Here is a 23,577-nt window from a genome sequence, read left to right as displayed (position 1 = left end):
GTGCCAGGACTACTCGAAGAATCCTTTACGGGCTTGCACGGCAAGCTTCTTGTCTTTCGCCTTCAGTTCAAGGCGATGGTAGCTATTAGGCGGAGTGTCCGGCGGTGGTGTGTAGCCCAACTCGTACTGAAGGCGAAGCTCCTGGGCGATCTGCGCATAGATCTGTCGCAGGCTCATGGTCCGGGAGACGGTAAATACGCGACCGCCTGTCGCTTCGGAGTACTTCTTCAACGCTTCGTCGCCCGCATTGATCGAGCCTCCCCGGATGCCGCTTCCCGGCGTGCCGGGGCCTTCCCATGCGGAGTAAAGGATGGAGTAGATCTGAACGTCTGCACGTTGAGCCTGCTCAATTGCATCCGCCAGCGTTTTGCGACTTCCATTGTCGCCACCATCACTGAGAATCACCATGGCTTTTCGTCCGGTCTCAGGAGCGAGAACTTTCTGCGAGACGGCAAAGACAGCGTCATTCAGCAGGGTCCCCCCCATTTTTGCTGGATTGGCATCAAGCTGTGAAAGCGCGAGATGAAGTGCGCTTGCGGAGTTCGTCATGCCTTTGAGCAGAGAGACGCTGGCATCAAATTGCACCAGCATGGCACGATCCTCTTTCCGTCCGAGCATCGTCTCGAAAAAGACATCACTTGCCAGCGACTCGTCCCCGATGAAGGTGCGCTGGCTTCCGCTTGTATCGACCATCAACGCAAGGGTTAGTGGGAGCTCCGATCCCTGTGAAAAGTAGCGGATCGGCTCTTCCTTTCCATCCTGCTTCAGCACGAAGTCATCCTTACTTAAACCGCCTGCCACTTCGCCGTCCTTACCTTTGACGACCGCGGAGATCGCGACCATACGGCTGGTCACCTTGAGCGTGGTCACTGGTTGCGGGGAGTTATCCGCATTCTGAGTTTGGAAGGCTGCGAGCACCTGTCCCCTTGCGGTCGCAAGGAAGAGTGTAAAGCCTAACGCAAGAATGGACTTGAGAACCATCTGCCCTCCTGAACGCCTCAAGGCTTCCCCTGCAACCAGGCTGTCTCAAGGACATTGTCTGGCGGCGCTGCCGAATTCTCGATAGCCGCATTATCCGCAACGGTACACAGTGTGTCTAGTCGAGTTTTGGGTGGATTCGATGAAAGCCGGTCTTCTCCTGGTAGGCACGAGCGAAAGCGGCGAGCCGGGCATCGGAGTACAGACCTCCCAGGAAGGTGATGCTGACGGGGGTGCCAGGGCCGCCGGCGTTCTGGAGTGCACCATCCTCGGTATTCTGCGGTTTCGGCGCATCGTCGCCTCGGATGCCGTTGGGGACGATGACAGCAGGGTGACCCGATAGATTTGTGGCGGTAAGCTGAGATCCGCCTGATGGGGTGACGATGACATCAAAGTTTACGAAGAGCGACGCCATGGAGTCGATGACGAGGGAGCGGGCACGCATGGCCTGAATGTAGTCCACCGCGGAGTAGAAGCGGGCCTTGCGGAAGGTATTGGGCCAATCGGAAGGCTGTTGCCCGGTGAGAAGCTTGTCGCGTCCAGAGAGCGTGAGTTCGTCGAAGGCGGCAGCGCCTTCTGCGGCGAGCAAGGGCGTTTGGTCACCGAAATGAAGTCCTTGCGGCAGCTCTGTCGGGATGAGACTCACCCCCATCTGGCGCAGGCTGTCCAGCGCCGCGTTGGCGTACTTGCGGTCATAGGCATCGCGAACTGCACTGTCTTGCTGACGACGCAATCGTTGCTGGGCCTCGTCGAGAGCTTTGCCGGTGAGCGTCTCCGAGGGAGGTTTTTGCTCGTTGGCTTCGGGAGCATCGAAGGCAGATTTGAGATAGCCGACACGTAGCTGCTTCCACTCGAACTCTGCGTTCCAGTTGAAGGCTGCGGGCTTGACGGATCGGTCGTGGCTGTCGGGTCCGTGGATCGCTGAAAGCACGAGAGCGCAGTCCTCTACGGAGCGGCAGATTGGGCCGATCTTATCCATGGTCCAACTAAGGGCCATAGCTCCCGTGCGAGGTACAAAGCCGAAGGTGGGACGCAGGCCGGTGACGCCGCAGCGGGTCGATGGAGACGAGATGGAGCCGAGGGTTTCTGTGCCGATGGCGAATCCAACACACCCCGCTGAGACAGCGCTGGCGCTTCCTGCGGATGATCCGCTGGAACCCTGATGCGGATTCCACGGATTGCGGGTGCGGCCGCCGAACCAGAGATCGCCCTGTGCGAGGGCTCCCATGGAGAGCTTGGCAAGGAGGATGGCTCCGGCATCGTCAAGGCGCTGAACGACCGTCGCATCCGTGTCGAAGGTCTGGTGCTCGAAGCCAGCGGCTCCCCAGGTCGTTGGATACCCTTTGACGGCGAGCAGATCCTTGCCACCCCAGGGAATGCCGTGGAGCGGACCACGGTAAACGCCTGCGGCTATGCTGGCGTCGGCTGCGGCGGCCTGCTTGAGCGCGCGGTCTTCGGTGAGGGTAATGACGAAGTGGAGACGCGGATCGTACTTCTTAAGGCGGGCGAGATACATCTTTGTCAAGGCCAGGGAGGTGACCTTGCGGGTCTTGAGGAGCTCTGCGAGTTCGCGGATGGTGGCAAAGGCGAGGGTGTCGGAGTCGCCTGCCAGACCTGCCGAGACAGACGCGATCAGCTTCGCGACGTCAGGTGCCGAGCTTATCTTTTGCGGCTTGGTGACTGTATCGAGCACCATGCCAGCGGGGACTGGATCAAAGACAAAGGCTGGTGCGGTGGCGTTTTGAAGGTGTAGCGTGCGTATAACTGCGATGGAGTCCCGCTGCTGCGTGAGTCCATCCAGCATCATCTGTTTTTGCTCGGCCGTGATGGTGATATCGGCAATGGCAGCAGCCGCGTCAATCATCTCGGCGGTGATGATGGGTAAGAGCTCTTTTACCCCTGGCGCCGGGCTTTGTGCTTGTGCTGCAAGGGTAAAGAGCGCTCCCGGCAGAAGGGTCTGGCCAAGACCAATGGCAGAGCATACGGCAAGAAAGCGCCGGCGGTCGGGCGCAGGGAGCATCAGGTTTTCACTCATCGCAGCATTATTGCATCTGTCTGCCTCCGCAGAAGCAGAGACGAAACACGGATTGAACTGCGATACTCGTAGTCGCTTACAAAGCAGTCTCAGCGATACATTCAAAGTTCCAGGTTGGAGTCTTTTATGTCGAAACACCTTCGCTCGTTTCATCGTCTTGGCGCAGCGCTTTGCGTCTTGTTTGCAGCGACACTTCCAGGCAACGCTCAGGTCAGTGCGACTGCGCCAATCCGTGTCGCGATTGTCGGGCTGGTCCACGGCCATATTCAAGGATTTCTGGGAGCATTGCAGACCAACTCCAACGCGACGCTGGTGGGCATCGTCGAGCCCGATACTGCTCTGTCGCAGAAGTATGCAGGGAAGTACCACCTCGATGCGAAGCTCTTCTACACGGACTTGGACAAGATGCTGGTGCAACAACATCCCGATGCGGTTCTGGTCTACACGACGATCAAGGACCATCGGAAGGTAATCGAAGCGGCGGCAAAGCATGGGATCTCGTCGATGGTGGAGAAGCCCCTTTCGACGACGATGGAGGATGCGCTCGCAATTCGGGCAGCGGCGCGTCAGTACCATGTGCAGGTGCTCACGAACTATGAGACGACCTGGTATGCAAGCAATGCTGAGGCGTTAAGTGAGATTGCGAACGGGAAGCTAGGCGAGGTTAGAAAGGTCGTTGTGCACGACGGACATGAAGGCCCGAAGGAGATCGGCGTCGGACCGGAGTGGCTGCCCTGGCTGACCGATCCGGTCCAGAATGGAGCAGGAGCGCTGTTCGATTTCGGTTGCTATGGAGCCGATCTGATGACAGTGATGATGCATGGTGCCGCCCCGCTCAGTGTTACTGCCAGCGGCCAGACGGATAAGCCAGATATCTATCCGCATGTCGAGGATGACGCGACGGCAATCCTGCGCTATCCGAAGACGCAGGCGGTGTTGATGCCTTCGTGGACGTGGAGCTTTGCGCGCAAGGACATGGAGGTCTACGGGGTCAATGGTATGGCGATCACCGTGGCGTTGGATCATCTGCGGGTGCGCTACAAGGGCGAGAAGGCGGAGTCAGAGATTACGGCACCTCCACTGCCCGCAAATCGGAAGGATTCGCTTGATTATCTAGCGGCGGTGTTGCGTGGGCAGATCAAGCCAGATGGCGATCTTTCGGCGCTCGATACGAATATGGTGGTGATGCAGATTCTCACTGCAGCACGAGAATCTATGAAGACCGGACGGACAGTGGAGTTGAAAGCGTTGCCGCAGTAAAGAGAAGAGGTGCATACCGTCTGGGTATGCACCTCTTTGTATGAATCAGGGGAATTTAGATGTCAAGGTTCTTGACGTCTAGAGCGTTCTCCTCGATGAACTTGCGTCGACTCTCGACATCTTCACCCATGAGTGTCGTAAAGATCTCTTCGCAGGCTGCAATGTCTTCGAGCTTGACCTGCATGAGGGTGCGGCGTTCCGGGTCCATCGTCGTATCCCAGAGCTGTGGGGCGGTCATCTCGCCCAGGCCCTTGTAGCGCTGGACCTGATACTCCTTGCGGCCCTGCTCGATCACGTAATCGAAGACCTCGCGGGGCGTCTTCTTCTCGACAGGGTCTTGGTTAATCTTGCTGGAGCGCTTCGCCGGCTTGGCCTCGGCTACGGTGCCGGGTGCCTGGGCATCCACGGCGACACCCTCTTCCGAGGCTACCTCTTCGGCCTCGTCCAGGGCTTCCTGGCTTACGGCAGCGGCAGTCTTCGGGGCGTATGAGATGGTGAAGGGAGCCTGAAGCTGATCCTTGACCTGTGCGTACTTGCCGAGGAGCTGACGGGATTCAGCTGCATTGGCGAGCGCCCAGTCGATCTTGCGGACGGCTCCCTGCGAGTCCGTGAAGGAGACGGACCACGTCTGATGCTCCTCATCGTAGACAGGCTCGCCTACCGCGCGGAACTGGTACTCCTTGACGAGCGCTTCGAGCCGCGTCTGCATGACGGCGAGCTTCTCGGGTGATTGGAAGTCGGTGCGATGGGCGGGGTCCTTACCCTCGTGCGAAAAGATCTCGGTGAAGGCGAGCAGGGCTTCGTCATTGCGGAGGCGCTTGCCGACCTTGTCGATGTAGCTCAGATAGTCATTAAGCTGACCCATGAAGGTGGTGAGTTCGGCACCTTGAAGCTGTGTCTTATTAGGCCCGTAAGTCAGGATCATGCCATCGGATGCGCGTTTGACCATGACATCGACGTACTCGCGCTCATCCTTGATGTACTGCTCGAACTTGCCTTTCTTGATGCGAAAGAGCGGTGGCTGGGCGATGTAGACGTGACCGCGCTTGATCAACTCCGTCATGTGGCGGAAGAAGAAAGTGAGCAGCAGTGTACGGATGTGCGAACCGTCCACATCGGCATCGGTCATGAGGATCAGCTTGCCGTAGCGTAACTTGGTGGCGTCGAAGTCGTCCTTGCCGATTCCGCAGCCAAGGGCTGTGATCATCGCTCGAATTTCTTCGTGACCGAGCATTTTGTCGTAACGAGCCTTCTCGACATTGAGGATCTTTCCCTTAAGAGGAAGAATGGCTTGAAAGCGGCGATCGCGGCCCTGCTTAGCAGTGCCTCCGGCGGACTCGCCCTCGACAAGGTAGAGCTCACAGCGGTCGGGCTGGCGTTCGGAGCAGTCGGCCAGCTTGCCGGGCAGACCGCCACCATCGAGGGCTCCCTTGCGACGTGTGAGGTCGCGGGCCTTGCGGGCTGCTTCACGGGCGCGAGCGGCGTCGATCGCTTTATTGATGATCTTCTTGGCGACTTGAGGATTCTGCTCGAGGAAGCCGCCAAGGCGCTCGTTCACGAAGGCCTGGACTGTTCCGGCGATGTCGGAGTTGAGCTTGCCCTTGGTCTGGCCTTCGAACTGGGGCTGCGAGAGCTTGACGCTGATGACGACGACAAGACCTTCGCGAACGTCATCGCCTGAAAGGTTTTCCTTGACGTCTTTGAAGAGACCCAGGGATTGACCGGCCGCGTTGATGGTGCGGGTCAACGCCGTCTTAAATCCGGAGAGATGGGTGCCGCCGTCGACGGTGTTGATGTTGTTGGCGAACGTGAAGACGGTCTCAGAGTAGGCGTCGTTGTACTGAAGGGCGATTTCCATCGCGACATTATCGCGCTCGGCCTCCATGTAGATCGGCTTCTCGTGAAGGACGGCCTTGCCCTTGTTGATGTGCTTGATGAACTCGGCGATGCCGCCTGCGTACTTGAACTCCTGATGCTTGCTGTCGCCGGTTTTGGGATCGGTGGTGCGCTCGTCGGTCAGGTGAATCTCAAGGCCCTTGTTGAGGAAGGCGAGTTCGCGCAGTCGCTGCGCCAGGGTGTCGTAGTTGAACTCGGTGACAGTAAAAATCGATTTGTCGGGGAGGAAGTGGACCTTGGTGCCCTTGCGCTTGCTTGGACCCATCTTTCGCAGGAGGCTGATGGGAGCACCCTTGCTGTAGTCCTGCTCCCACGCGAATTCATCGCGCCAGATTTCGACGTCAAACTCTTCCGAGAGGGCATTGACGCAGCTGACGCCGACGCCGTGAAGTCCGCCGGAGACCTTGTAGTTGGAGGCGTCGAACTTGCCGCCGGCATGCAGCATGGTCAAGACGACCTGCACAGCAGGCATCTTCTCGCCGTTGATGATCTTGTCGTCAACCGGGATCCCACGACCGTCGTCCACTACGGTGATGGAGTTGTCGACGTGAATGGTGACGTCGATGCGGGTTGCATGACCACCAAGAGCCTCGTCGACGGAGTTATCGACGACTTCATAGACGAGGTGATGGAGACCTTGCTCGCCAGTCGAACCGATGTACATCGCGGGACGCAGGCGCACGGCTGCGAGACCTTCGAGGACCGTAATGTTTTCGGCCGAGTAGCCGCCGCCCTCTTTTTTGGGACTTGCGGTATCAGGTTGAAGATCCAAAAGAGCGGTGTCCGTTGGGACTGCGGTCGTTGCCATCAAAACTCCGTGCGGCACTGCCTGATGAGGAGATATTCAGGCGGAACCCGCCAGCTTGTAATTGACGTCGAACTCTTGTCGATTCAACAGCTTGCAGGAATTATTGCCGGTAATTTTCTGATCTGATTATAGCACGCTAGGGGGCTATTTGGCGGCTTTCAGGACGATGTGCCGGTTGCACGCCGCCCGTGCGAATGGTGTCTGTGCCATCAGCTTCGTGCTCAATCTCAAGGCGCTAACTCGCCCGGAACAGGAGTTCGAGCACGGGTTACTTGCTGTAATGTTACTCTCATGACGTTATTTTCTCGCAGATCGCTATGACCGAAGTAATCGCCACGCGTCACGTTGGGCAAGGACATCTAAAGCCTCTCGACGGAGTGCGCGGTGTGGCGATCCTGATGGTGATTTGCTCGCACGCGTTCACGGCGAACTTTGAAAGTGGGGGAGTTGCGGTTCGGTTCCTCGGGAACTTGCTCGGTTACGGGCTTTTTGGCGTCGATCTTTTCTTCGTCCTGTCCGGATTTTTGATTACCGGCATTCTGGTCGACTCTGTGAGCGATGAGGGTTATTTCTCCAAGTTCTATGCGCGGCGGGTTCTACGCATCTTTCCTCTCTATTACGGAGTACTGCTTGCGCTCTTCGTGTTAACGCCGCTCCTACGACTCCAGTGGCATGGCATGGGATGGTTGCTGCTGGGCTACCTGCAGAATTTTCGCCCGCAACTCATCATGACCTTCAGCCCTGGTGCGGGGGTTAGTCTAAATCACTTCTGGTCCTTGGCAATTGAGGAGCAGTTCTACCTGGTTTGGCCTGCGCTGGTCTTCCTGATTCGTGACCGCCGTACGTTGCTATGGACGACGCTTGGCGGGGCTACAGTCGCGTTGCTCCTGCGATTGGCGCTCTTCCATATGGGTTTCTCGCAGGACGCGATTCATGTGAATACCTTGGCGCGTGCCGATTCGCTGCTGCTCGGCGGAACCTTTGCGTTGCTGTATCGATCGCGTTACTGGGACCGCGTAATGAGGATGGCTCCCTTAGGTTTTCTGGTCACGATGGCGATCCTGGTTGTATCAATCTTCCGCTTTGGAGGAGAATTTACGCCCGGGGCTGTCTTCTCTCATGCGATGAGCTTCTGGATCAATGGGCCTCGGTACACCGTGCTGGCCGTATGTTCTGCTTGCCTGCTGGCTTGGTCGTTGCGTCCGGAATCAGCTTGTAAATGGCTCTTCGAGCAGAAGTGGCTCCGGTTCTTTGGCAAGTACAGCTATGGCATCTATGTGCTGCACATGATTGTGCTTGGGCCGATGGTTATCAGGCTGCGAGCAGTCCTGCTCCAGGTGACGCATAGCAAATTGCTGGCTGTCATCGGAGCTGGTTTCCTGTGGCTGACATTGGCGGTGAGCGCAGCTTATCTTTGCTTTCACCTCTATGAGAAGCCCTTTCTCCGCCTGAAACGGTACTTTGATTACAAGCCGCGGTCTGGAAAAGAAGCTTCCGTCGAGAGATCTGCCGGAATAACGGCATAACTCTGGTAAACTCATAAGGTTGTTGCAACATAGTCTTTTCCTGTCAGGAACACCATGCCTAAGTTGAAGACACACAGCGGCGCAGCCAAGCGCTTCCATAAGACTGGCACCGGCAAATTTAAGCGCGGCCAGTCGAAGATGCGCCACATTCTTACCTCAAAGGCGACCAAAACCAAGCGAAAGCTGGGCGGGTCGGCGATGGTATCGGATGCGGATCATCACAAGGTTGCCCGCATGCTGCCGTACGCCTGAGTTTCAGGTTGAGTGGTAGTAGAAGAGTTTTTCGAGTCGAGCCGTCTGAGAAGGCAATGGGCCAGAAACGCGTTTAGGCCCCTGGGTAGCACTGCTGCCCACCGAGACTTGAAGTTGCATAGCGAGTGAAGAGGCCACCTTACTTACCTCCAGCCGCTGAAACGATGTACGCAAAAGGAGATGTACGATGCCCCGTGTAAAACGGAGTACTAAACGGAACGATCGGCGCAAAAAGATCCTCAAGCGCGCGAGTGGTTATTTCCTCACCAAGTCCAAGCTGTACCAGGCAGCGCAGGAAGCCGTCGAGCGCGGCCTGATGTTTGCCTATACAGGTCGCAAGCAGAAGAAGCGTCAGTTCCGCTCACTGTGGATCGTCCGTATCGGAGCTGCTTCACGTCTGCACGGAATGAGCTACTCAACCTTCATCAATGGCTTGAAGCGCGCGGGCAATCCGCTCGACCGCAAGATCCTTGCGGATATCGCGGCGAACGACACTGCGGGCTTCGCAGCGTTGATCGCCCAAGCTAAGGCTGCTCCTGCAACGGTCTCAAAGACTGTCGCAACTCATGCTGCGTAGTTTCATCCTGTCAATCTAGAGCGATAGAGGCGTGGCCATTGGCTGCGCCTTTACTGTTTTTACCTTTCAAGCACGTTGATCACGTATTCTTATCTATATGTCTGAACTGAGCTCTGACCCAGGATCAACCCCGACTGCGTCGGCTTCCTTTGAGTCCTGGGGACGTTACCCCACTTATTCTGCAAAAATCATTCCAATCAACTGGCAAAATGACTTTCCAGGCGTAATTGCCGGTGTGCACGACGGTGCTCTACCCGTTGGCATGGGCCGCAGCTATGGCGACGTCTGCCTGTTGAAAGATGGCAACCTTCTGCTGACAACCGGAATGAATCGGTTGCTCAACTTCGATTCTGAAACAGGAGTTCTGACTGCGGAGGCTGGTGCTACGCTTGCGCAGATATTGGACTTCTCTGTACCGCGTGGTTTTTTTCTTCCTGTCTCGCCCGGGACCAAGTACGTCACGCTGGGCGGAGCGATCGCTAATGACATTCACGGAAAGAACCATCATGTTGCTGGGGCTTTCGGCTCGCACGTGACTGAGTTTGAACTGGTGCGGTCTGATGGGACGCGCAAGATCTGCTCGCCGACCGAAAACCTTGATTATTACGCGGCAACCATCGGCGGACTTGGCCTGACCGGTGTGATCACATGGGCAAAGCTGCGGATGAAGCCGATCGTCTCGCGCATGATTGACTACGAGGGAATTCAATTCCACGGAATCGACGAGTTTCTGGACCTGACGAAACAGAGCGAGAAGATTGAGTACACGGTTAGTTGGATCGACTGTGCCTCGACGGGTAAGAACTTTGCACGTGGCGTCTTTATGCAGGGTGATCACTCCAAGGTGCCTGCCGAACTAAAGCAATCGCCTGAGCCAAAGCTGGTGTTCCCGTTCGATGCTCCCGGATTTGCGCTAAATCATACGACAGTGAGCATGTTCAATACGGCCTTCTTTCACAAGCAGGTGAAGCCGCGCGTGACCGCTCTGCAGGACTACGAACCGTTCTTCTATCCACTCGACAAGGTTCTGCATTGGAATCGGCTTTATGGCCGGAACGGGTTACTGCAATTCCAGTACGCGATTCCGTGGGAGAGCGCACGCGAGGGCACGATCGCGATACTAAAGGAGGTCGCGAAGTCTGGGCTTGCGTCATTTTTGGCGGTCTTGAAAGCATTCGGCGACGTGCCCTCGCCCGGCATGATGAGCTTTCCGCAACCCGGCATCACGCTTGCCTTGGACTTCCCAATCAAGGCGGATAAGAGCTTTCCGCTGTTTGAGCGCCTTGCGGACATGACGCGTGACTTTGGTGGCAAACTGTACCCAGCCAAGGATGCGGCAATGACTGCCGCGCAGTTTCAGGCGTTTTATCCTCAGTGGGAGCAGTTTGCCCGCTACCGCGACCCCCTGCTTACCTCCAGCTTCTGGGAGCGCGTCACCGGAGATCGACCGACATTATGAGCACTTCGCCCGCCAGCACGACCGCGCTACAGACTTCAACCGGCCCACAAAAGATCCTCGTACTTGGCGCGACCTCGGGAATTGCCGAGGCGACCTGCCGTATCTGGGCGAAGCAGGGAGCACGCCTGTTCCTTGTAGCTCGCAATGGGGACAAGCTTGCGGCTGTAGCCGCAGACCTGAAGACCCGCGGCGCCAGCTATGTCGACACAGCGGTTGCCGATCTAGACGACACGACACAGCATCCCACGCTGCTGGCACATGCGATTAATTCGCTGACCGGAATGGATGTAGCATACCTGGCACACGGAGTTCTCGGAGAGCAGCCCCAGGCAGAGCAGGATTTTGGGCATGCTGCGCAGATTCTCCACACCAACTTCATCGCTCCTGTCTCTCTGCTGACCTGGCTGGCGAACTACTGTGTGCAGCGTCACGCCGGGGTACTGGCAGTTATCTCCTCGGTTGCGGGCGATCGTGGTCGCAAGTCGAACTATCTATATGGCTCGTCGAAGGCGGGGCTATCGGCGTTTCTGGGCGGCCTGCGCAATCGCGTAGACCGCGAGGGTGTGACCGTGCTGACGATCAAGCCGGGCCCTGTAAAGACGGCGATGACTGCAGGAATGAAGGGTTCGGAGAAGTTTGCCGATGTGGACAAGGTTGCGCAGACGATTGTCGCAGCTATCGACAAGCGGCGCGACTCGCTTTATGTGCCATTCCAATGGCAACCGATCATGTTCATTATTCGGAACATCCCCGAAAGCATCTTCAAAAAGCTCAACCTCTGAGAGGGTGAGCTTTTTTACTATTGCTGCTGTTGAGCTACTTGCTGTTGCAGACGGGTCGGCGGCGGTGGTGGCTCAGGGATTTGCGTGGCCTTTTCAACCAGTGTGGACCAATCCTCCGGGACGGGAAGTTCCTTGTCGAGCGAGGGCGTTCCTTCGCTTGGCGTGACGCGGACGGCAACAGTGAGATCGCTGCTGGCTCGGCCGCGAAACATGCCGTGGGTTGGTGGAACATCGTCATAGTCGCGGCCGATGGCGGTGCGAATATGGCGGTCGCCTGCAACGAGCAGGTTCGTCGGATCGAAGCCGACCCAGCCGAGCTGCGGGATGAGCGCCTCAATCCATGCGTGGGTTGCGGAGTTCACAGAGCGATCCTGATGGCGGTCGCCATGGTAGAGATAACCACTGACGTAGCGGCAGGGAATATGCAGCTTGGACCGCACCAGCGTGATCATGATGTGGGCGAAGTCCTGGCAGACACCCTTCCGACTGGTGAGTGCGACGTCGATGGGAGAGTCAACCTTCGTTGACTTGGGCTTGTAATCGAAGTAGTTATAAATCTGCTCGTTGAGCTGGTGGAGCACCATCAAAGGATCGTCGCGGCGTCGGACGTCCAGATGTTTCGCCAAATCGTCTAGAGCCTGGGTGGGCCTGGCGAACTCGCTGGGAAAGAGCATCTCCCAATAGTCCCCCTGCTCAACCATGGCGTCGAGTTCAGCCCAGGCATCGGGTGCAAGGAAGGACGGGATCTCATTCGATGGCTGCATGTCGACGAGCGACTCAGCCACGATGACGAGTTGGCCATGCTGATTGGGAATGTCGAAGTGATGGACCTGGTTGGCGAGATGGTCGCGATAGCTGAAGACACGACAACGCGGGCTGACGGATAGATGGAAGGTCAGGCAGCGTTGATTTTGGTCGCTACGCGGGTGCATGCGCGTCTCCATCATGCTCTCGCTTACCGGGTTGCTATAGAGGAACTTGGTAAGATGCCGGATTGAGTAGTACATCGTCTTTATTCTCCCACTCTGCGTTGCAGCCTAGGTTCGGTCTGTTAGATAGATGGCCAATGAAAGAGCCAACCGATTCGCCAGCGTTCCTGCTGATGCCATACGATCGCCGACAGTATCAGGGCGACGATGCTTGGTAAGCATAGCTGGAGCCAAAGCTCGTGCGTATGCGCGATCCGCAGAATCAACTCACGGGTCGCGCCCTGGGCGAAGGAACTCAAGAGAAAGATGCCGAGCGATGCTTTGCCGAGCCAGATCCACATGTCGGCAAAGCGAGTCCCGTCGAGAGATCTTGCGAGCAGCAGCAGGCCTGCGGTGCCGGTAAATCCAAGTATGACTGCAAGCCGGTGATGCAGACCGCCCAAATAAGTGCCACTTCCGCTATGGAGGATGACATCCATCTGCACGGCAAAGATCAGGAGAGCACCTGCGGCAGCCGCCCAGGCAGGAAGAAGTTCTAATTTCAAGATCATGCGACCAATGGCCATGCCCGCAGCAAGGTAGCAGAACTCATGAACCGTCTTGTAGAAGACGGATAGGCCATATTTTCTGACGACAAGCGCTGCTGCTAATGCGATGCCAAGCCGGATCCATTTTGGGGTCCTGAATGTGCAAAGTGCGAGGAGCTGGCAACAGAAGAGAACGGGTAGGAACCAGCTCAACTCTCCATCGACGAGATTGACGAGGAAAGCCTTCCACTCAAAGGGGTGATATCCGATTTTGAAGTGCGAGATGAGAGGCTCGATCGAAGCGCTCACAACCACCCAGAGAACGTAGGGGTACAGGATGGTCTTGGATCTATCGAGAATGAAGTTTGCCGGTCCACGACGTTGAAGACTACCCGTAAGAAAAAGGCCAGCCACGAAGAAAAATATGGGCATATGGAAGCTGTAGATAAAAAGATCAAAGAGATGCATGGAGCGCCCTGTCCACCACCTGCGGTGGTACATACCCTGGGCTGTGTGGCCGAACACGACCAGCGTGATCGCGAGACCTTTGACAATGTCGACGATGGTCGAACGCACTGGAGCGGTGATCGGCTCTAGTGGCGGTGTCAGGACACGTTCCATTATCTAGCCCGCCAACGCTGCTTGGATGGAGTAGTCAACGTAGAGTTCGTAGATCATATTGTGGATCTCGCTGCATTGCGACTGGATGTTGCGCAGGTAGGCCACAACGTCGCCGTTGAGGATTTCGTCGACGCTTGAGTAGCTGAGAGAGGCTTGTAGACGACCGCCTAAGCGACGCAGCGGTTCCGCGCGACTCTTGTCCGCTTCGCCGTGGATCGCTTCGAGCGCTTGCTGAAGGCTGTCGATCGAGAAGCGAAGGGAATGCGGAAACTCCGGATCAAGCAGCAGGAACTCGAGAATCTGCTCAGGGGTAAGGTCAGCAGTATAGACCTTACAGTAGGCTTCAAATGCTGTTGCGGAGCGGAGAAGGCCCATCCAGCCGAGGTATTCGTTGGCTTCAGGCACTTTGTCCGGCTGGCTCCAAAGATCTTCGTGATAGGCCTCAAGAAGCAAGGCAGTCGCCGAAGCACGTTCAATGTAGCGGCCTATCTGGATGAACTGCCAGCCTTCGCCATGGCTCATGGTGGAGTCGGTGACGCCCTGAAACTGGTGGACGGCTTCCATGACCTGCTGGAGGAATTCAGCCTGCAATTCATTGCCAGCCGTGAATGCTTCAATCCGTACCTCGGGGCGTGTAACGCGAAGGAAGAGTCGATTGAGGCGATGCCACTGCTCAGTTGAAATCTGCTCACGGACGTGACGTGCGTTCTCGCGCGCACTGATGATGCAGGAGATGATGGAGCTCTTGATCTCCGTGTCAAAGGTGAGCGTACGGGTAAGCGCGTACGGATCACCGGCCCATTCGACATCCTTGGGTTTCCCCAGGGCTGTGAGGACGCGCTGCCAACGCCGTTCGGCGTTCGTGGCGCTCTCATCGAGCATGAGGTTCAGATTGACCTCAAGCAGACGCGTCGCATGCTCCGCACGCTCTAAGGAGCGGCTCATCCAGTAAAGACTATCGGCAACACGGCTTAGCATCGGTATCTTCTTTCTACTCGCTGAGAACCCAGGTGTCTTTGCTGCCGCCGCCTTGAGATGAGTTGACGACGAGGGAGCCTTGCTTGAGGGCTACACGCGTCAATCCGCCGGGCACGATGGTGACCTTATCGCCGTAGAGGACGTAGGGGCGAAGGTCGACGTGGCGTGGTTGGAGTTCGTCGCCGATGAGGCATGGTGCTCGGGAGAAGGAGATGGTTGGTTGGGCGATGTAGTTTCGCGGATCGGCCTCAATCTTGAGGGCAAACTCTGCGCGCTCCGCCTTGGTCGATTGCGGACCGATGAGCATGCCGTAGCCGCCGCTTTCGCCGACGGCTTTGACGACCAGTTTGTCGAGATTGGCGAGAACGTGTGCACGTTCCTTTGGCCGTGTGAGCAGGAAGGTCTCAACGTTCTGGAGGATTGGCTCCTCGGTGAGGTAGTAGCGGATGATGTCGGGAACGTAGGCGTAGAGCGCTTTGTCGTCCGCGACGCCGGTTCCGAAGGCGTTTGCGAGGGTGACATTTCCGGCGCGATAGGCGTTGAATAACCCTGCTGCACCGAGAATGGAGTCGCCTCGGAACGAGAGCGGGTCGATGAAGTCGTCGTCGACGCGGCGATAGATGACGTCGACGCGACGCAGACCGCTGGTCGTGCGCATGTAGACGATGTTGTCGTGGGTGACGAGGTCGCGGCCCTCGACCAGTTCGATGCCCATCTGACGTGCGAGATAGGCGTGCTCGTAATAAGCGGAGTTGAAGACGCCTGGCGAGAGCAGGACAATGTTTGGTTCTGGGCGGCCTTCGGGAGCGAGCGAGCGCAGCGTCCCGAGGAGAAGCTGGGTATACTGCTCGATCGGGCGAACCTTGTAGCTGCGGAAGAGTTGCGGGAAGATCCGCTTCATAACGCGGCGATTGGTCAGCATGTAGCTGACACCGCTCGGTACCCGCAGATTGTCTTCCAGGACGACAAACTCGCCATTCTCAAGGCGGATGAGGTCGGTTCCGCAGACGGCGATGTAGACGTTGCGCGGAACCTGCAGGCCGAGCATCTGACGCCGGAACTGCTTGCAGCTATAGACGATCTCGCGCGGCACGATGCCATCAGCAAGGATTCGACCCTCGTTGTAGATGTCCTTGAGGAAGAGATTGAGGGCGGTTATGCGCTGTGTGAGGCCACGCTCGACCTTTTCCCATTCGGCAGCCGTGATGATGCGCGGGAGCATGTCGTAGGGAAAGATCTGCTCAGTGCCTTCGTTGCGGCCATAGACCGTGAAGGTAATGCCCTGATTGAGGAAGCTTAGATCGGCTGCCTGTTTGCGCCGCTGTAGTTCGTCGCCGGGAAGCGACGTGAAGTGTTCGAGCAGCGGGCCATAATGCTCGTGAAGTTCGCCCGGTCCGGAGAACATCTCGTCGTAGGCGTGGTCCAGCAGATAGTTCTTCAGGGATGCGAGATCGAGCTGTTTTGCCTGGGCTGTTTGCATGGAGAAGTTTTGAGTATAGCGGGACAGTCCGGCGGTTCCAAACGCAATCGGTCAACTTCTTCAGGAGCAAGGTCGGTAATCAGGCTTGGATCGGCGTTCCATCCTTGCTGAAGTAGCTGAGTTGGCGGCGATAGCAGCGCTGTTGATCGAGGTCAAAGGCGATGCAGGAGTCGAAGGGTTTGGAGTAGACGTGGAGGCTGATGCAGCCTGTGTTGCCGGTATTCTCGATCTGGTGAATGGTCTGCAGCTTGTCCACGGTGACCATTCCGGTGCCTTCAGCACAGACAATCGAGCCGAGGCGATCGATCTGGAGCTCGGTTGCGCCGCCTAGACAGTCGATGTTGACGACGTTCTGGTTCTCCGGCGCATTGCAGCTTGCGTGGCTGAATTCGTGGGTTGTTACTTCGCCCTGAGCAACGGTCATCCAGCCGAGTTGGCCATTATGCGTATGAATTGCGGTCTTCTGTCCGGGCGACCAGCAGATGGTCATAACCTCGAAGAGGTCGTCGCGATAGATGAGATTGCGGGTGTAGAAGCTGTCGCGCCACCAGACATAATCCTGCAAGGCCTCGGCACGGACAGGCATTGCGGCCATGTATGCGGCAATCTTGTCCTTTGTGATGAGGTCGCGTTCCAACTCTTTGAGGCCGGCAATGAAATTGCCGATTCCGGTTTGAAGCGGATGCGTCTGGGTTGCATTAGCCATTAAACGCAATTTTACGCCTCGGTCTGTTGAGTCCAGGAGCAAACGCGGCTTCGAGCCTATAGCAGGCGAGAAGAAATAATGTCTCCGATTCCAACCGTGGGTGCTTCGGTGGTGAGAGCGTATGCCTTTCGGAGGTTTTCGGTTGGTATCCACCCCCCCGTACCTTAAGTACGAAAGTCTTCAAAACAGAAGAGTTAGGTGTGTACCAGGTACGGTACAGGTACGCACCGGTATGGCGAACAGTGACGCTCCGGGACGGCGATATTCCTATTTTGGGGGTCGCTGGGCTATGTTCCTGTCAAGCTTGTCATGCATCGAATGGAGAAAGACAGAGGAGGCGGGATGGTGAAGTTGGTGTTGCGAGTGGCGGGTGCCGGTGTGATGGCGGTGGGGTTGCTGCTTCCTTTCGCTTGTGCGGCGGCTGCCGAGACGGTTACGGCCCTGCCTAAGCTGGACACCACGCGGGCGATGGGAGCCTGGTACGAGATAGCGCGCATTCCGCGTAACCCGGAGAAGAAGTGCACGAGTGATGCGATGGTGCTGTATGCTCCGGGTGACAAGCCGAACCGCTTCTCCATGGTAACTTCGTGCCAGATCAAGGCGGGCAGTTCGGACGCATGGAACGCGACGATTACGCTGGACAAGACCGGCGACGGAAAGCTTAAGCTGAGCTACATCTGGCCGTTTTCGTCGAAGTACTGGGTGCTTGCCGAGGACCCGGCAGGGCAATGGACGTTGATTGGCAGTCCGAACCACAAGACGCTGTGGGTGCTGTCGCGAACGGCAGCAATGGCTCCGGAGGTGCTTGCGGCGGTTGAGGCAAAGGCTACGGCGCAGGGCTTCGACACGAATAAGTTGGTGCTGGTGCCGCAGCGACATGGCGCAGACGCTCCAATCATCAGCGGAGGCAATTGAGGCACGACCGGCGACTATACTTACGACACCGGTCCACCCAATCCCACTGACGGGTACGCATCACGATGCTTGGTTACAGTCGCTCTCGCAGGCCGTCCTGGTTACTCGTTTTCCTAGTCGTTCCTGCCGTCATCTCCCAGGCGCAATCCCCCGATCCGGCTCCGAAGAAGCAGCTTCCTGCGGACCAGCGTGCCTTCAAGGCAGCGCGTGCGACTGTCGATCCGGAGGCGCGGCTCGCGGCGATGCGCGCGTTTGTGAAGGACTACCCAAAGAGCGAGAGTGAAGGCCGTGTCGAGGGCATGATCCTGACGGTGCTGATCGAAAACTTTCCGGAGCGCACGGCGGAGATCGAAGCTCAGGCGAAGCTGCAGGTAAAAAAGGGCGGAACAGGCAACGCGCTCGAGAGACAGGAAGCATATATCGCTTTTCAACTAGCCGAGGGCGGCAAAGCTGGAGTTGCGCTGCCGCTCGCGGAGAAGCTTGCAAGAGAGGCTGTGCAGAGCCTGTCCGAACCAGTCTTTGACAAAGAAATGGTTGCGGATTACGTCAAGTACAAGATTCCCGCGCCGAAGCCAGCAGAGTTGCATACGCAGTTCGCCAACGCCCGCGCAGATGCGCTTGCCGTACTGGCCGATGTTTATCTGCGGGAGGGCAAGCAGAACGAGGCGGCCCCACTCATCACGGAGGCCTATGGGCTCGATCCGCTGGTGGACGATGTGAATTCGCAGCGAGGGCGACTGGCGGTGCTTCAGCATGATGATGCGCTTGCACTGAACTCCTTTGAGCGAGCGCAGTTGCTTGGAGCGCTGAAGCCAGCAGACCATGAAACGATGATGGAGCTTTATCGCAAGAGCCACGGCAGCGATGCGGACTTTATGGCGGCGATGGATGAGCGGTATGCACAGCTTTTCCCGGCGACCTTTACGCCAGCCAAGCCGAAGGCCGTTGCGAACGGACATACCGTCCTGCTGGAGTTGTTTACCGGTTCAGCCTGTGAGCCCTGCGTTGGGGGCGATCTGGCGGTCGAGGGGCTTCTCAAGGCGTATCCCCGCAGTGAAATCGTGGCACTGGCGTTCGATCAGCACATACCCGATCCTGACCCGCTTACCAATCCTGACTCGGTGGCGCGGGCGAACCTCTACGACGTGACCCACACGCCGAGCTATGTGATCGACGGTAAGCCGCAGGCGCTCTATGGAGGAAATCGCGAAGGTAGTAAGGAACTTTATGACGGTCTGGCGAAGGCGATTGATGAGGACGCAGTAACTGCTACGGGAGTGCAGTTGAAGCTCTCGGCTACGGAGGCTTCTGAAGGACTGGTTCAGGCGCATGCAGTGGTGACGTTGCCCAGTCTGGCGGACCTTCGCGCTTCGTTGACGGCGAAGCCTGTCGCCTCTGCGCCTGCCACCGGTGACAAGACGGCGAAGCTCGCGACCCCGGCAGCGCCCGTGGCTGTGACGACGGTTGAGCCTCACCTGATTGTGAATTTTGCGTTGGTCGAGGATGACATCCGCTATAGCGGTGAGAACGGGATTCGGTTCCATCGGATGGTTGTGCGGAGCCTGGCGAAGCCGGCGGATTCGGGGTTTTCGGTTGATCCGGCCGCAAGCGCGAGTCTCGATGCGTCGTTTGATCCTGCAGCTATCAGTAAGGCGCTGACGGTGTACCTCGATGGCTACGAAGAGAAGAACGATCGCTTCGGCAAGGTAAAGTTTCTGACGAAGGATATGACGATGCAGCCGGACCACCTGATGATTGCGGCGTGGGTGCAGGACGCGGTGACGCACCAGGTTCTGCAGACGGCGTTGATCCCTGTGAGCGGCAGCACGATGAAGGAAGGCGAGTGATGCGGACGTTGTTCGTTGTGGGAGGGTTGCTTGTGGCTGCGGCAGCACAGGCGAGTGCTGCGCCGAAGGCTCCGGTGCAGTGGCATGTGAAGGCTGCTCCAAAGACGGTGAAGCCGGGGGCGAAGTTCAACGTGACGATCACGGGTGTGCTCGATCCCGGGTGGCATCTTTATGCGCTGGAGGAGCCGCAGGGTGGTCCTGTGGCAACTGAGGTGGCGCTGACGGAGGGTGATGCGGCGGACTTGATCCGTGTAGAAGAGGCGAAGCCGCGCGTGTTGCCGGACCCGTTGTTTCAGCAACCTACGGGATATTTTGAGGGGAGTGCCGACTTTACGCTGCATCTGCAGGCTGCGAAGGAGGCAAGCGCCACGAGTGGCCTGCGGATTCTTGTGAAGTATCAATCGTGCAATGATCGAGTCTGCCTGCCTCCGCATACGGACACGATCACGGTGCCGTTTACGATCGCTCGTTAGGACAGCAGGAACAGAACGTGCTGGCAAGGTGTCGTTTGTTTGTCACCATGAGATTCTGAAAACTTCGGAGTACGTCCAAGAAGCATAAGGGTCATGTGGAGAACATATGAAATGGGTTTTGAAGCTGGCGGCGTTAGCCTTCGTCGTCTTTGTTGTTCTACAGTTTGTTCGTCCGACCTTGAAGAACCCTCCGGTTACGGCGGAGATCCAGGCGCCGGTTGCGGTGAAGGCAATCCTCAGGAAGGACTGCTATAGCTGCCACTCGAATGAGACAAAGCTGCCGTGGTTCGACCAGGTGGTTCCGGCGTACTGGCTGGTGGCGCACGACGTGAAGACGGCGCGGATGCACCTCAATTTCTCGGAGATCGGGAAGCTGCCGCCCGAGGCGCAGCGGGCGATGCTGTTCGAAGCGGTGAACCAGGTGCAACTTGGAGCGATGCCGCTGCCGAGCTATCGGCATGTGCATCCCGAGTCGACGGTGACGCCGGAGGAGTTGGTAGTGCTACGGACATATCTCGATCCGTTTGGTGCTGCACCGAAGCAGGATGCGGCGCTTACGGCTGCGAGTGATGCACAGTTTCACGCGTGGACGAGCGCGAGCACGCCGACGATGGGCGTGCATCCTGCGCTGAATGGGTTGGCGTTCTTTCCGGACTATAAGAACTGGAAAGAGATCAGCACGACGGATCGCGGGGACAACCACACGATGCGGGTGATCACAGGGAATGACATTGCAATCAAGGCGATCGAGGAGAAGAAGGTGCAGCCGTGGCCGGATGGTGCAGCGTTCGCCAAGATAGCGTGGGACAAGGTTGCGGATGAGAACGGCGTGGTGCATGCCGGGTCGTTCAAGCAGGTTGAGTTCATGGTGAAGGACAAAGCGAAGTATGCCTCAACTGCTGGCTGGGGCTGGGGACGATGGAAGGGTATGGACCTGAAGCCGTATGGCAAGGATGAGAAATTTGCGGGCGAGTGCGTAAGCTGCCACAAGCCGGTCGCGGACAACGACTACGTGTACACGAAGCCTGTGGCGCGGGATGGGCAGGTGTCACGATGAGAAATTTTGTGACGAGTTTTGGAGTGTTGCTGCTTAGCTGCGCTGTGGGATGTACGCACAAGCCAGCGAGTTCAGAGCTGTTCAACGAGACGGCGGTGATTCCGAGTGGAGCGCCGATTCAGCCGCTGCAGTGGCGGGTCATCTCTTCGAGCATCGATGCGCCACATCAGACGATGTCGACGCTCTTTGGGAACGATGCGGCTATCGATAGCGCGCGGACTGCGGGGCATACTGCGTATCCTGCGGGCGCTGTGCTGGCGATGGTGACGTGGAACCAGCGGGAGGATGAGCACTGGTTTGGCGGGCGGATTCCGAAGGAGTTCCAGTCGATGGAGATTGTGCGGGTAACTGCGGGAGCGGACGGGAAGGCCGTTGCGACGTATGAGGAGTTGCAGGGGCCTTCGCTGCAGAGGGTGTCTGCGGCAGGGGATGCGCGGATGGACTACATCCTTGGACAGCGGGCTTCGGTGATGCCGTAGCTTGATGAGGCTAAAGGAAAATGGCTGGACGCTTGAAGCGTCCAGCCATTTTATTTGTGAAGCGGAAGTTACTCGAGGGTGGAGCCGCCACGTGTGCCCTTGGGGCGACGGTTTGCCTGGAGGACCTTCTTGCGCATGCGGAGCGACTTCGGGGTCACCTCGACGAGTTCGTCGTCGGCGATGAACTCGATGGACTGTTCGAGGGTGAGAATCTTGAAGGGAACGAGGCGAATGGCGTCGTCCGAACCTGAGGCGCGCATGTTGGTGAGTTTCTTCTCGCGGACGGCGTTGACGTCGAGGTCGTTGTCGCGGGAGTGCTCGCCAACGAGCATGCCTTCATACACCTCAATGCCATCGCCGATAAAGAGGGTGCCGCGCTCCTGCACGCCGTCAAGCGCGTAGGTTGTCGTGGTGCCCTGGCGATCGGAGATAAGGGCGCCGGAGGGACGCTGGGGAATCTCGCCCTGGTACGGGAGGTATTCACCGGCAATCGAGTTCATGACGATGGTGCCGCGGGTCTCGGTGAGCATCTCGTTGCGGAGACCGATGAGGCCGCGCGACGGGACTTTGAACTCCATGCGGACGCGGCCTGAGCCGTGATTCGCCATCTTGACCATTTCGCCTTTTCTTGGTCCCAGGCGCTCGATGACGGTACCGACGAAGTTCTCGGGGACGTCGATGCTGAGGATTTCGGAGGGCTCCATGAGAGCTCCGTCGACGCGCTTGGTGACGATGGTTGGGCGGGAGACCATCATCTCGAAGCCTTCGCGGCGCATCATTTCGATGAGCACGGAGAGCTGGAGTTCGCCACGACCGAGGACCTTGAAGTTATCCGGGGTGCCGGTGTCTTCGACGCGAATCGAGACGTTGGTGAGCAGCTCCTTTTCGAGACGCTCCTTGATGTTGCGGGAGGTGACGAGCTTGCCTTCGCGGCCGGCGAAGGGGCCATTGTTGACCGAGAAGACGATGGCGATGGTGGGCTCGTCAATCTTGATCGGGGGCAGCGGCTTGGGGTCGATGAGAGCGCAGAAGCTCTCGCCGATGGTGATGCCGGGGATGCCTGCGATGGCGACAATGTCCCCGACCTCGGTCTCGGTGATGTCTTCGCGCTTAAGGCCATGGAAGGTGAAGAGCTTCGTGATCTTGACGGGCAGCATGGTGCCGTCGATCTTGGCGAGGTTGATTTCCTGGCCGATCTTGAGCGTGCCATTGAAGACGCGGGCGATGGCGAGGCGACCAAGGTAGTCGGAGTAATCGAGGTTGGTAACGAGGACCTGGAGGTCACCGTCGGGGGTACCGGGGGCAGCGGGGATGGTCTTGAAGATCAGCTCGAAGAGGGGCTGGAGGTCGGTGCCGGGGACGGCGAGGTCCATGGTGGCGGTGCCAGCTTTGCCGTTGGTGTAGATGACCGGGAAGTCCAGGATGGACTCGTCGGCGTCGAGATCGATGAACAGGTCATAGACCTCGTTCAGGACCTCCTGGCAGCGGGCGTCGGGGCGATCAATCTTGTTGATGACGATGATCGGGGTGAGCTTGGCTTCGAGGGCCTTTGAGAGGACGTAGCGGGTCTGGGGCAGGGGACCTTCGGATGCGTCGACGAGGAGGACTACACCGTCGACCATCTTGAGAGCGCGCTCTACTTCGCCGCCGAAGTCGGCGTGGCCCGGGGTGTCGACGATGTTGATCTTGGAGTCGTGGTACTGAATCGCCGTGTTCTTGGCGAGAATGGTGATGCCGCGCTCTTTTTCGAGGTCGTTCGAGTCCATCACGCGCTCGGCCACAGCTTCGTTCGAGCGGAAGGTGCCGGACTGGCGGAGCATGGCGTCGACGAGGGTCGTTTTGCCGTGGTCAACGTGGGCGATGATGGCGATGTTGCGGATAGCTTGGGCGGTCGTCTGGGTACTCACTTCGGGTGTACGTCCTGTTCTATAGAGGGCTGAAACTAAATTGGGCGCTTGGGGTTGTTGCCGGGGGGAAAATGCGCGTCGCTTT

General features: G+C 57.9%; 20 protein-coding genes. 11 read left to right on the top strand and 9 right to left on the bottom strand.

What is annotated here, in order from left to right; translation table 11 throughout:
* Window positions 1-9: 9 nt before the first annotated feature.
* Together OHL20_RS04110 and OHL20_RS04105 are read right to left on the bottom strand one after the other, a co-directional pair.
* Window positions 10-981, bottom strand: a complete 972-nt coding sequence (locus OHL20_RS04110) for a VWA domain-containing protein (RefSeq protein ID WP_263381946.1) — start codon at window positions 979-981, stop codon at window positions 10-12.
* 115 nt (window positions 982-1,096) lie between these two features.
* Entirely contained in the window at window positions 1,097-3,013 is a 1,917-nt protein-coding gene (locus OHL20_RS04105) for an amidase (protein ID WP_263381945.1), read from the bottom strand.
* A 126-nt stretch (window positions 3,014-3,139) separates the two neighbouring features.
* Between OHL20_RS04105 and OHL20_RS04100 the strand changes: the two genes are divergently transcribed.
* Window positions 3,140-4,273: a Gfo/Idh/MocA family protein gene (locus OHL20_RS04100; RefSeq protein WP_263381944.1), complete on the top strand. Its 1,134-nt coding sequence runs from the start codon at window positions 3,140-3,142 to the stop codon at window positions 4,271-4,273.
* 55 nt (window positions 4,274-4,328) lie between these two features.
* Here the strand turns inward: OHL20_RS04100 and gyrB are convergent, their stop codons facing one another.
* Complete coding sequence (gene gyrB, locus OHL20_RS04095; RefSeq protein ID WP_263381943.1) at window positions 4,329-6,977, bottom strand: DNA topoisomerase (ATP-hydrolyzing) subunit B; 2,649 nt, start codon at window positions 6,975-6,977, stop codon at window positions 4,329-4,331.
* Window positions 6,978-7,294: 317 nt separating this feature from the next.
* On the opposite strand from gyrB, the gene OHL20_RS04090 reads away from it, so the two are divergent.
* The 5 genes from OHL20_RS04090 to OHL20_RS04070 all read left to right on the top strand — a co-directional run bounded on the left by OHL20_RS04090 (window position 7,295) and on the right by OHL20_RS04070 (window position 11,573).
* Window positions 7,295-8,503, top strand: a complete 1,209-nt coding sequence (locus OHL20_RS04090) for an acyltransferase family protein (RefSeq protein WP_263381942.1) — start codon at window positions 7,295-7,297, stop codon at window positions 8,501-8,503.
* Window positions 8,504-8,557: 54 nt separating this feature from the next.
* Complete coding sequence (gene rpmI / locus OHL20_RS04085; protein WP_263381941.1) at window positions 8,558-8,755, top strand: 50S ribosomal protein L35; 198 nt, start codon at window positions 8,558-8,560, stop codon at window positions 8,753-8,755.
* A gap of 187 nt (window positions 8,756-8,942) precedes the next feature.
* Complete coding sequence (rplT, locus tag OHL20_RS04080) at window positions 8,943-9,332, top strand: 50S ribosomal protein L20 (protein ID WP_263381940.1); 390 nt, start codon at window positions 8,943-8,945, stop codon at window positions 9,330-9,332.
* A gap of 97 nt (window positions 9,333-9,429) precedes the next feature.
* Window positions 9,430-10,791, top strand: coding sequence for an FAD-binding oxidoreductase (locus OHL20_RS04075; RefSeq protein WP_263381939.1), 1,362 nt, complete (start codon window positions 9,430-9,432; stop codon window positions 10,789-10,791).
* Entirely contained in the window at window positions 10,788-11,573 is a 786-nt protein-coding gene (locus tag OHL20_RS04070) for an SDR family oxidoreductase (protein WP_263381938.1), read from the top strand. Before OHL20_RS04075 ends, OHL20_RS04070 begins: the two co-directional genes overlap by 4 nt.
* A gap of 17 nt (window positions 11,574-11,590) precedes the next feature.
* Here OHL20_RS04070 and OHL20_RS04065 read toward each other — a convergent pair whose 3' ends face one another.
* The 5 genes from OHL20_RS04065 to OHL20_RS04045 all read right to left on the bottom strand — a co-directional run bounded on the left by OHL20_RS04065 (window position 11,591) and on the right by OHL20_RS04045 (window position 16,814).
* A complete protein-coding gene (locus OHL20_RS04065) occupies window positions 11,591-12,580 on the bottom strand; it encodes a transglutaminase family protein (protein WP_263381937.1) in 990 nt (329 codons plus the stop codon).
* A 44-nt stretch (window positions 12,581-12,624) separates the two neighbouring features.
* Complete coding sequence (locus tag OHL20_RS04060; protein ID WP_263381936.1) at window positions 12,625-13,650, bottom strand: acyltransferase family protein; 1,026 nt, start codon at window positions 13,648-13,650, stop codon at window positions 12,625-12,627.
* A gap of 3 nt (window positions 13,651-13,653) precedes the next feature.
* On the bottom strand, window positions 13,654-14,628 hold the full coding sequence (locus OHL20_RS04055; protein ID WP_263381935.1) for an alpha-E domain-containing protein: 975 nt from the start codon (window positions 14,626-14,628) through the stop codon (window positions 13,654-13,656).
* A 13-nt stretch (window positions 14,629-14,641) separates the two neighbouring features.
* Entirely contained in the window at window positions 14,642-16,108 is a 1,467-nt protein-coding gene (locus tag OHL20_RS04050) for a circularly permuted type 2 ATP-grasp protein (RefSeq protein WP_263381934.1), read from the bottom strand.
* A gap of 79 nt (window positions 16,109-16,187) precedes the next feature.
* On the bottom strand, window positions 16,188-16,814 hold the full coding sequence (locus OHL20_RS04045; RefSeq protein WP_263381933.1) for a cysteine dioxygenase: 627 nt from the start codon (window positions 16,812-16,814) through the stop codon (window positions 16,188-16,190).
* A gap of 342 nt (window positions 16,815-17,156) precedes the next feature.
* Between OHL20_RS04045 and OHL20_RS04040 the strand changes: the two genes are divergently transcribed.
* The 5 genes from OHL20_RS04040 to OHL20_RS04020 all read left to right on the top strand — a co-directional run bounded on the left by OHL20_RS04040 (window position 17,157) and on the right by OHL20_RS04020 (window position 21,585).
* Entirely contained in the window at window positions 17,157-17,729 is a 573-nt protein-coding gene (locus OHL20_RS04040; protein WP_263381932.1) for a lipocalin family protein, read from the top strand.
* Between the two features lie 65 nt (window positions 17,730-17,794).
* Window positions 17,795-19,576: a tetratricopeptide repeat protein gene (locus OHL20_RS04035; RefSeq protein WP_263381931.1), complete on the top strand. Its 1,782-nt coding sequence runs from the start codon at window positions 17,795-17,797 to the stop codon at window positions 19,574-19,576.
* Window positions 19,576-20,049 (top strand): protein-disulfide reductase DsbD N-terminal domain-containing protein, encoded by a 474-nt coding sequence (locus tag OHL20_RS04030; RefSeq protein ID WP_263381930.1) that lies wholly within the window; start codon window positions 19,576-19,578, stop codon window positions 20,047-20,049. The genes OHL20_RS04035 and OHL20_RS04030 overlap by 1 nt, the downstream gene beginning before the upstream one ends.
* A 106-nt stretch (window positions 20,050-20,155) precedes the next feature.
* Entirely contained in the window at window positions 20,156-21,106 is a 951-nt protein-coding gene (locus OHL20_RS04025; RefSeq protein WP_263381929.1) for a heme-binding domain-containing protein, read from the top strand.
* Window positions 21,107-21,114: 8 nt separating this feature from the next.
* Window positions 21,115-21,585, top strand: coding sequence for a cytochrome P460 family protein (locus tag OHL20_RS04020; protein WP_263381928.1), 471 nt, complete (start codon window positions 21,115-21,117; stop codon window positions 21,583-21,585).
* Window positions 21,586-21,653: 68 nt separating this feature from the next.
* On the opposite strand, the gene typA is transcribed toward OHL20_RS04020, so the two are convergent.
* Complete coding sequence (typA, locus tag OHL20_RS04015; RefSeq protein ID WP_263381927.1) at window positions 21,654-23,492, bottom strand: translational GTPase TypA; 1,839 nt, start codon at window positions 23,490-23,492, stop codon at window positions 21,654-21,656.
* Between the last annotated feature and the right edge of the window lie 85 nt (window positions 23,493-23,577).

Origin of the sequence: Granulicella arctica, assembly GCF_025685605.1 — a bacterium.
GTDB lineage: Bacteria > Acidobacteriota > Terriglobia > Terriglobales > Acidobacteriaceae > Edaphobacter > Edaphobacter arcticus.
Note: the sequence above shows the minus strand (reverse complement) of the source record. Positions and strands in the feature narration are given on the sequence as shown.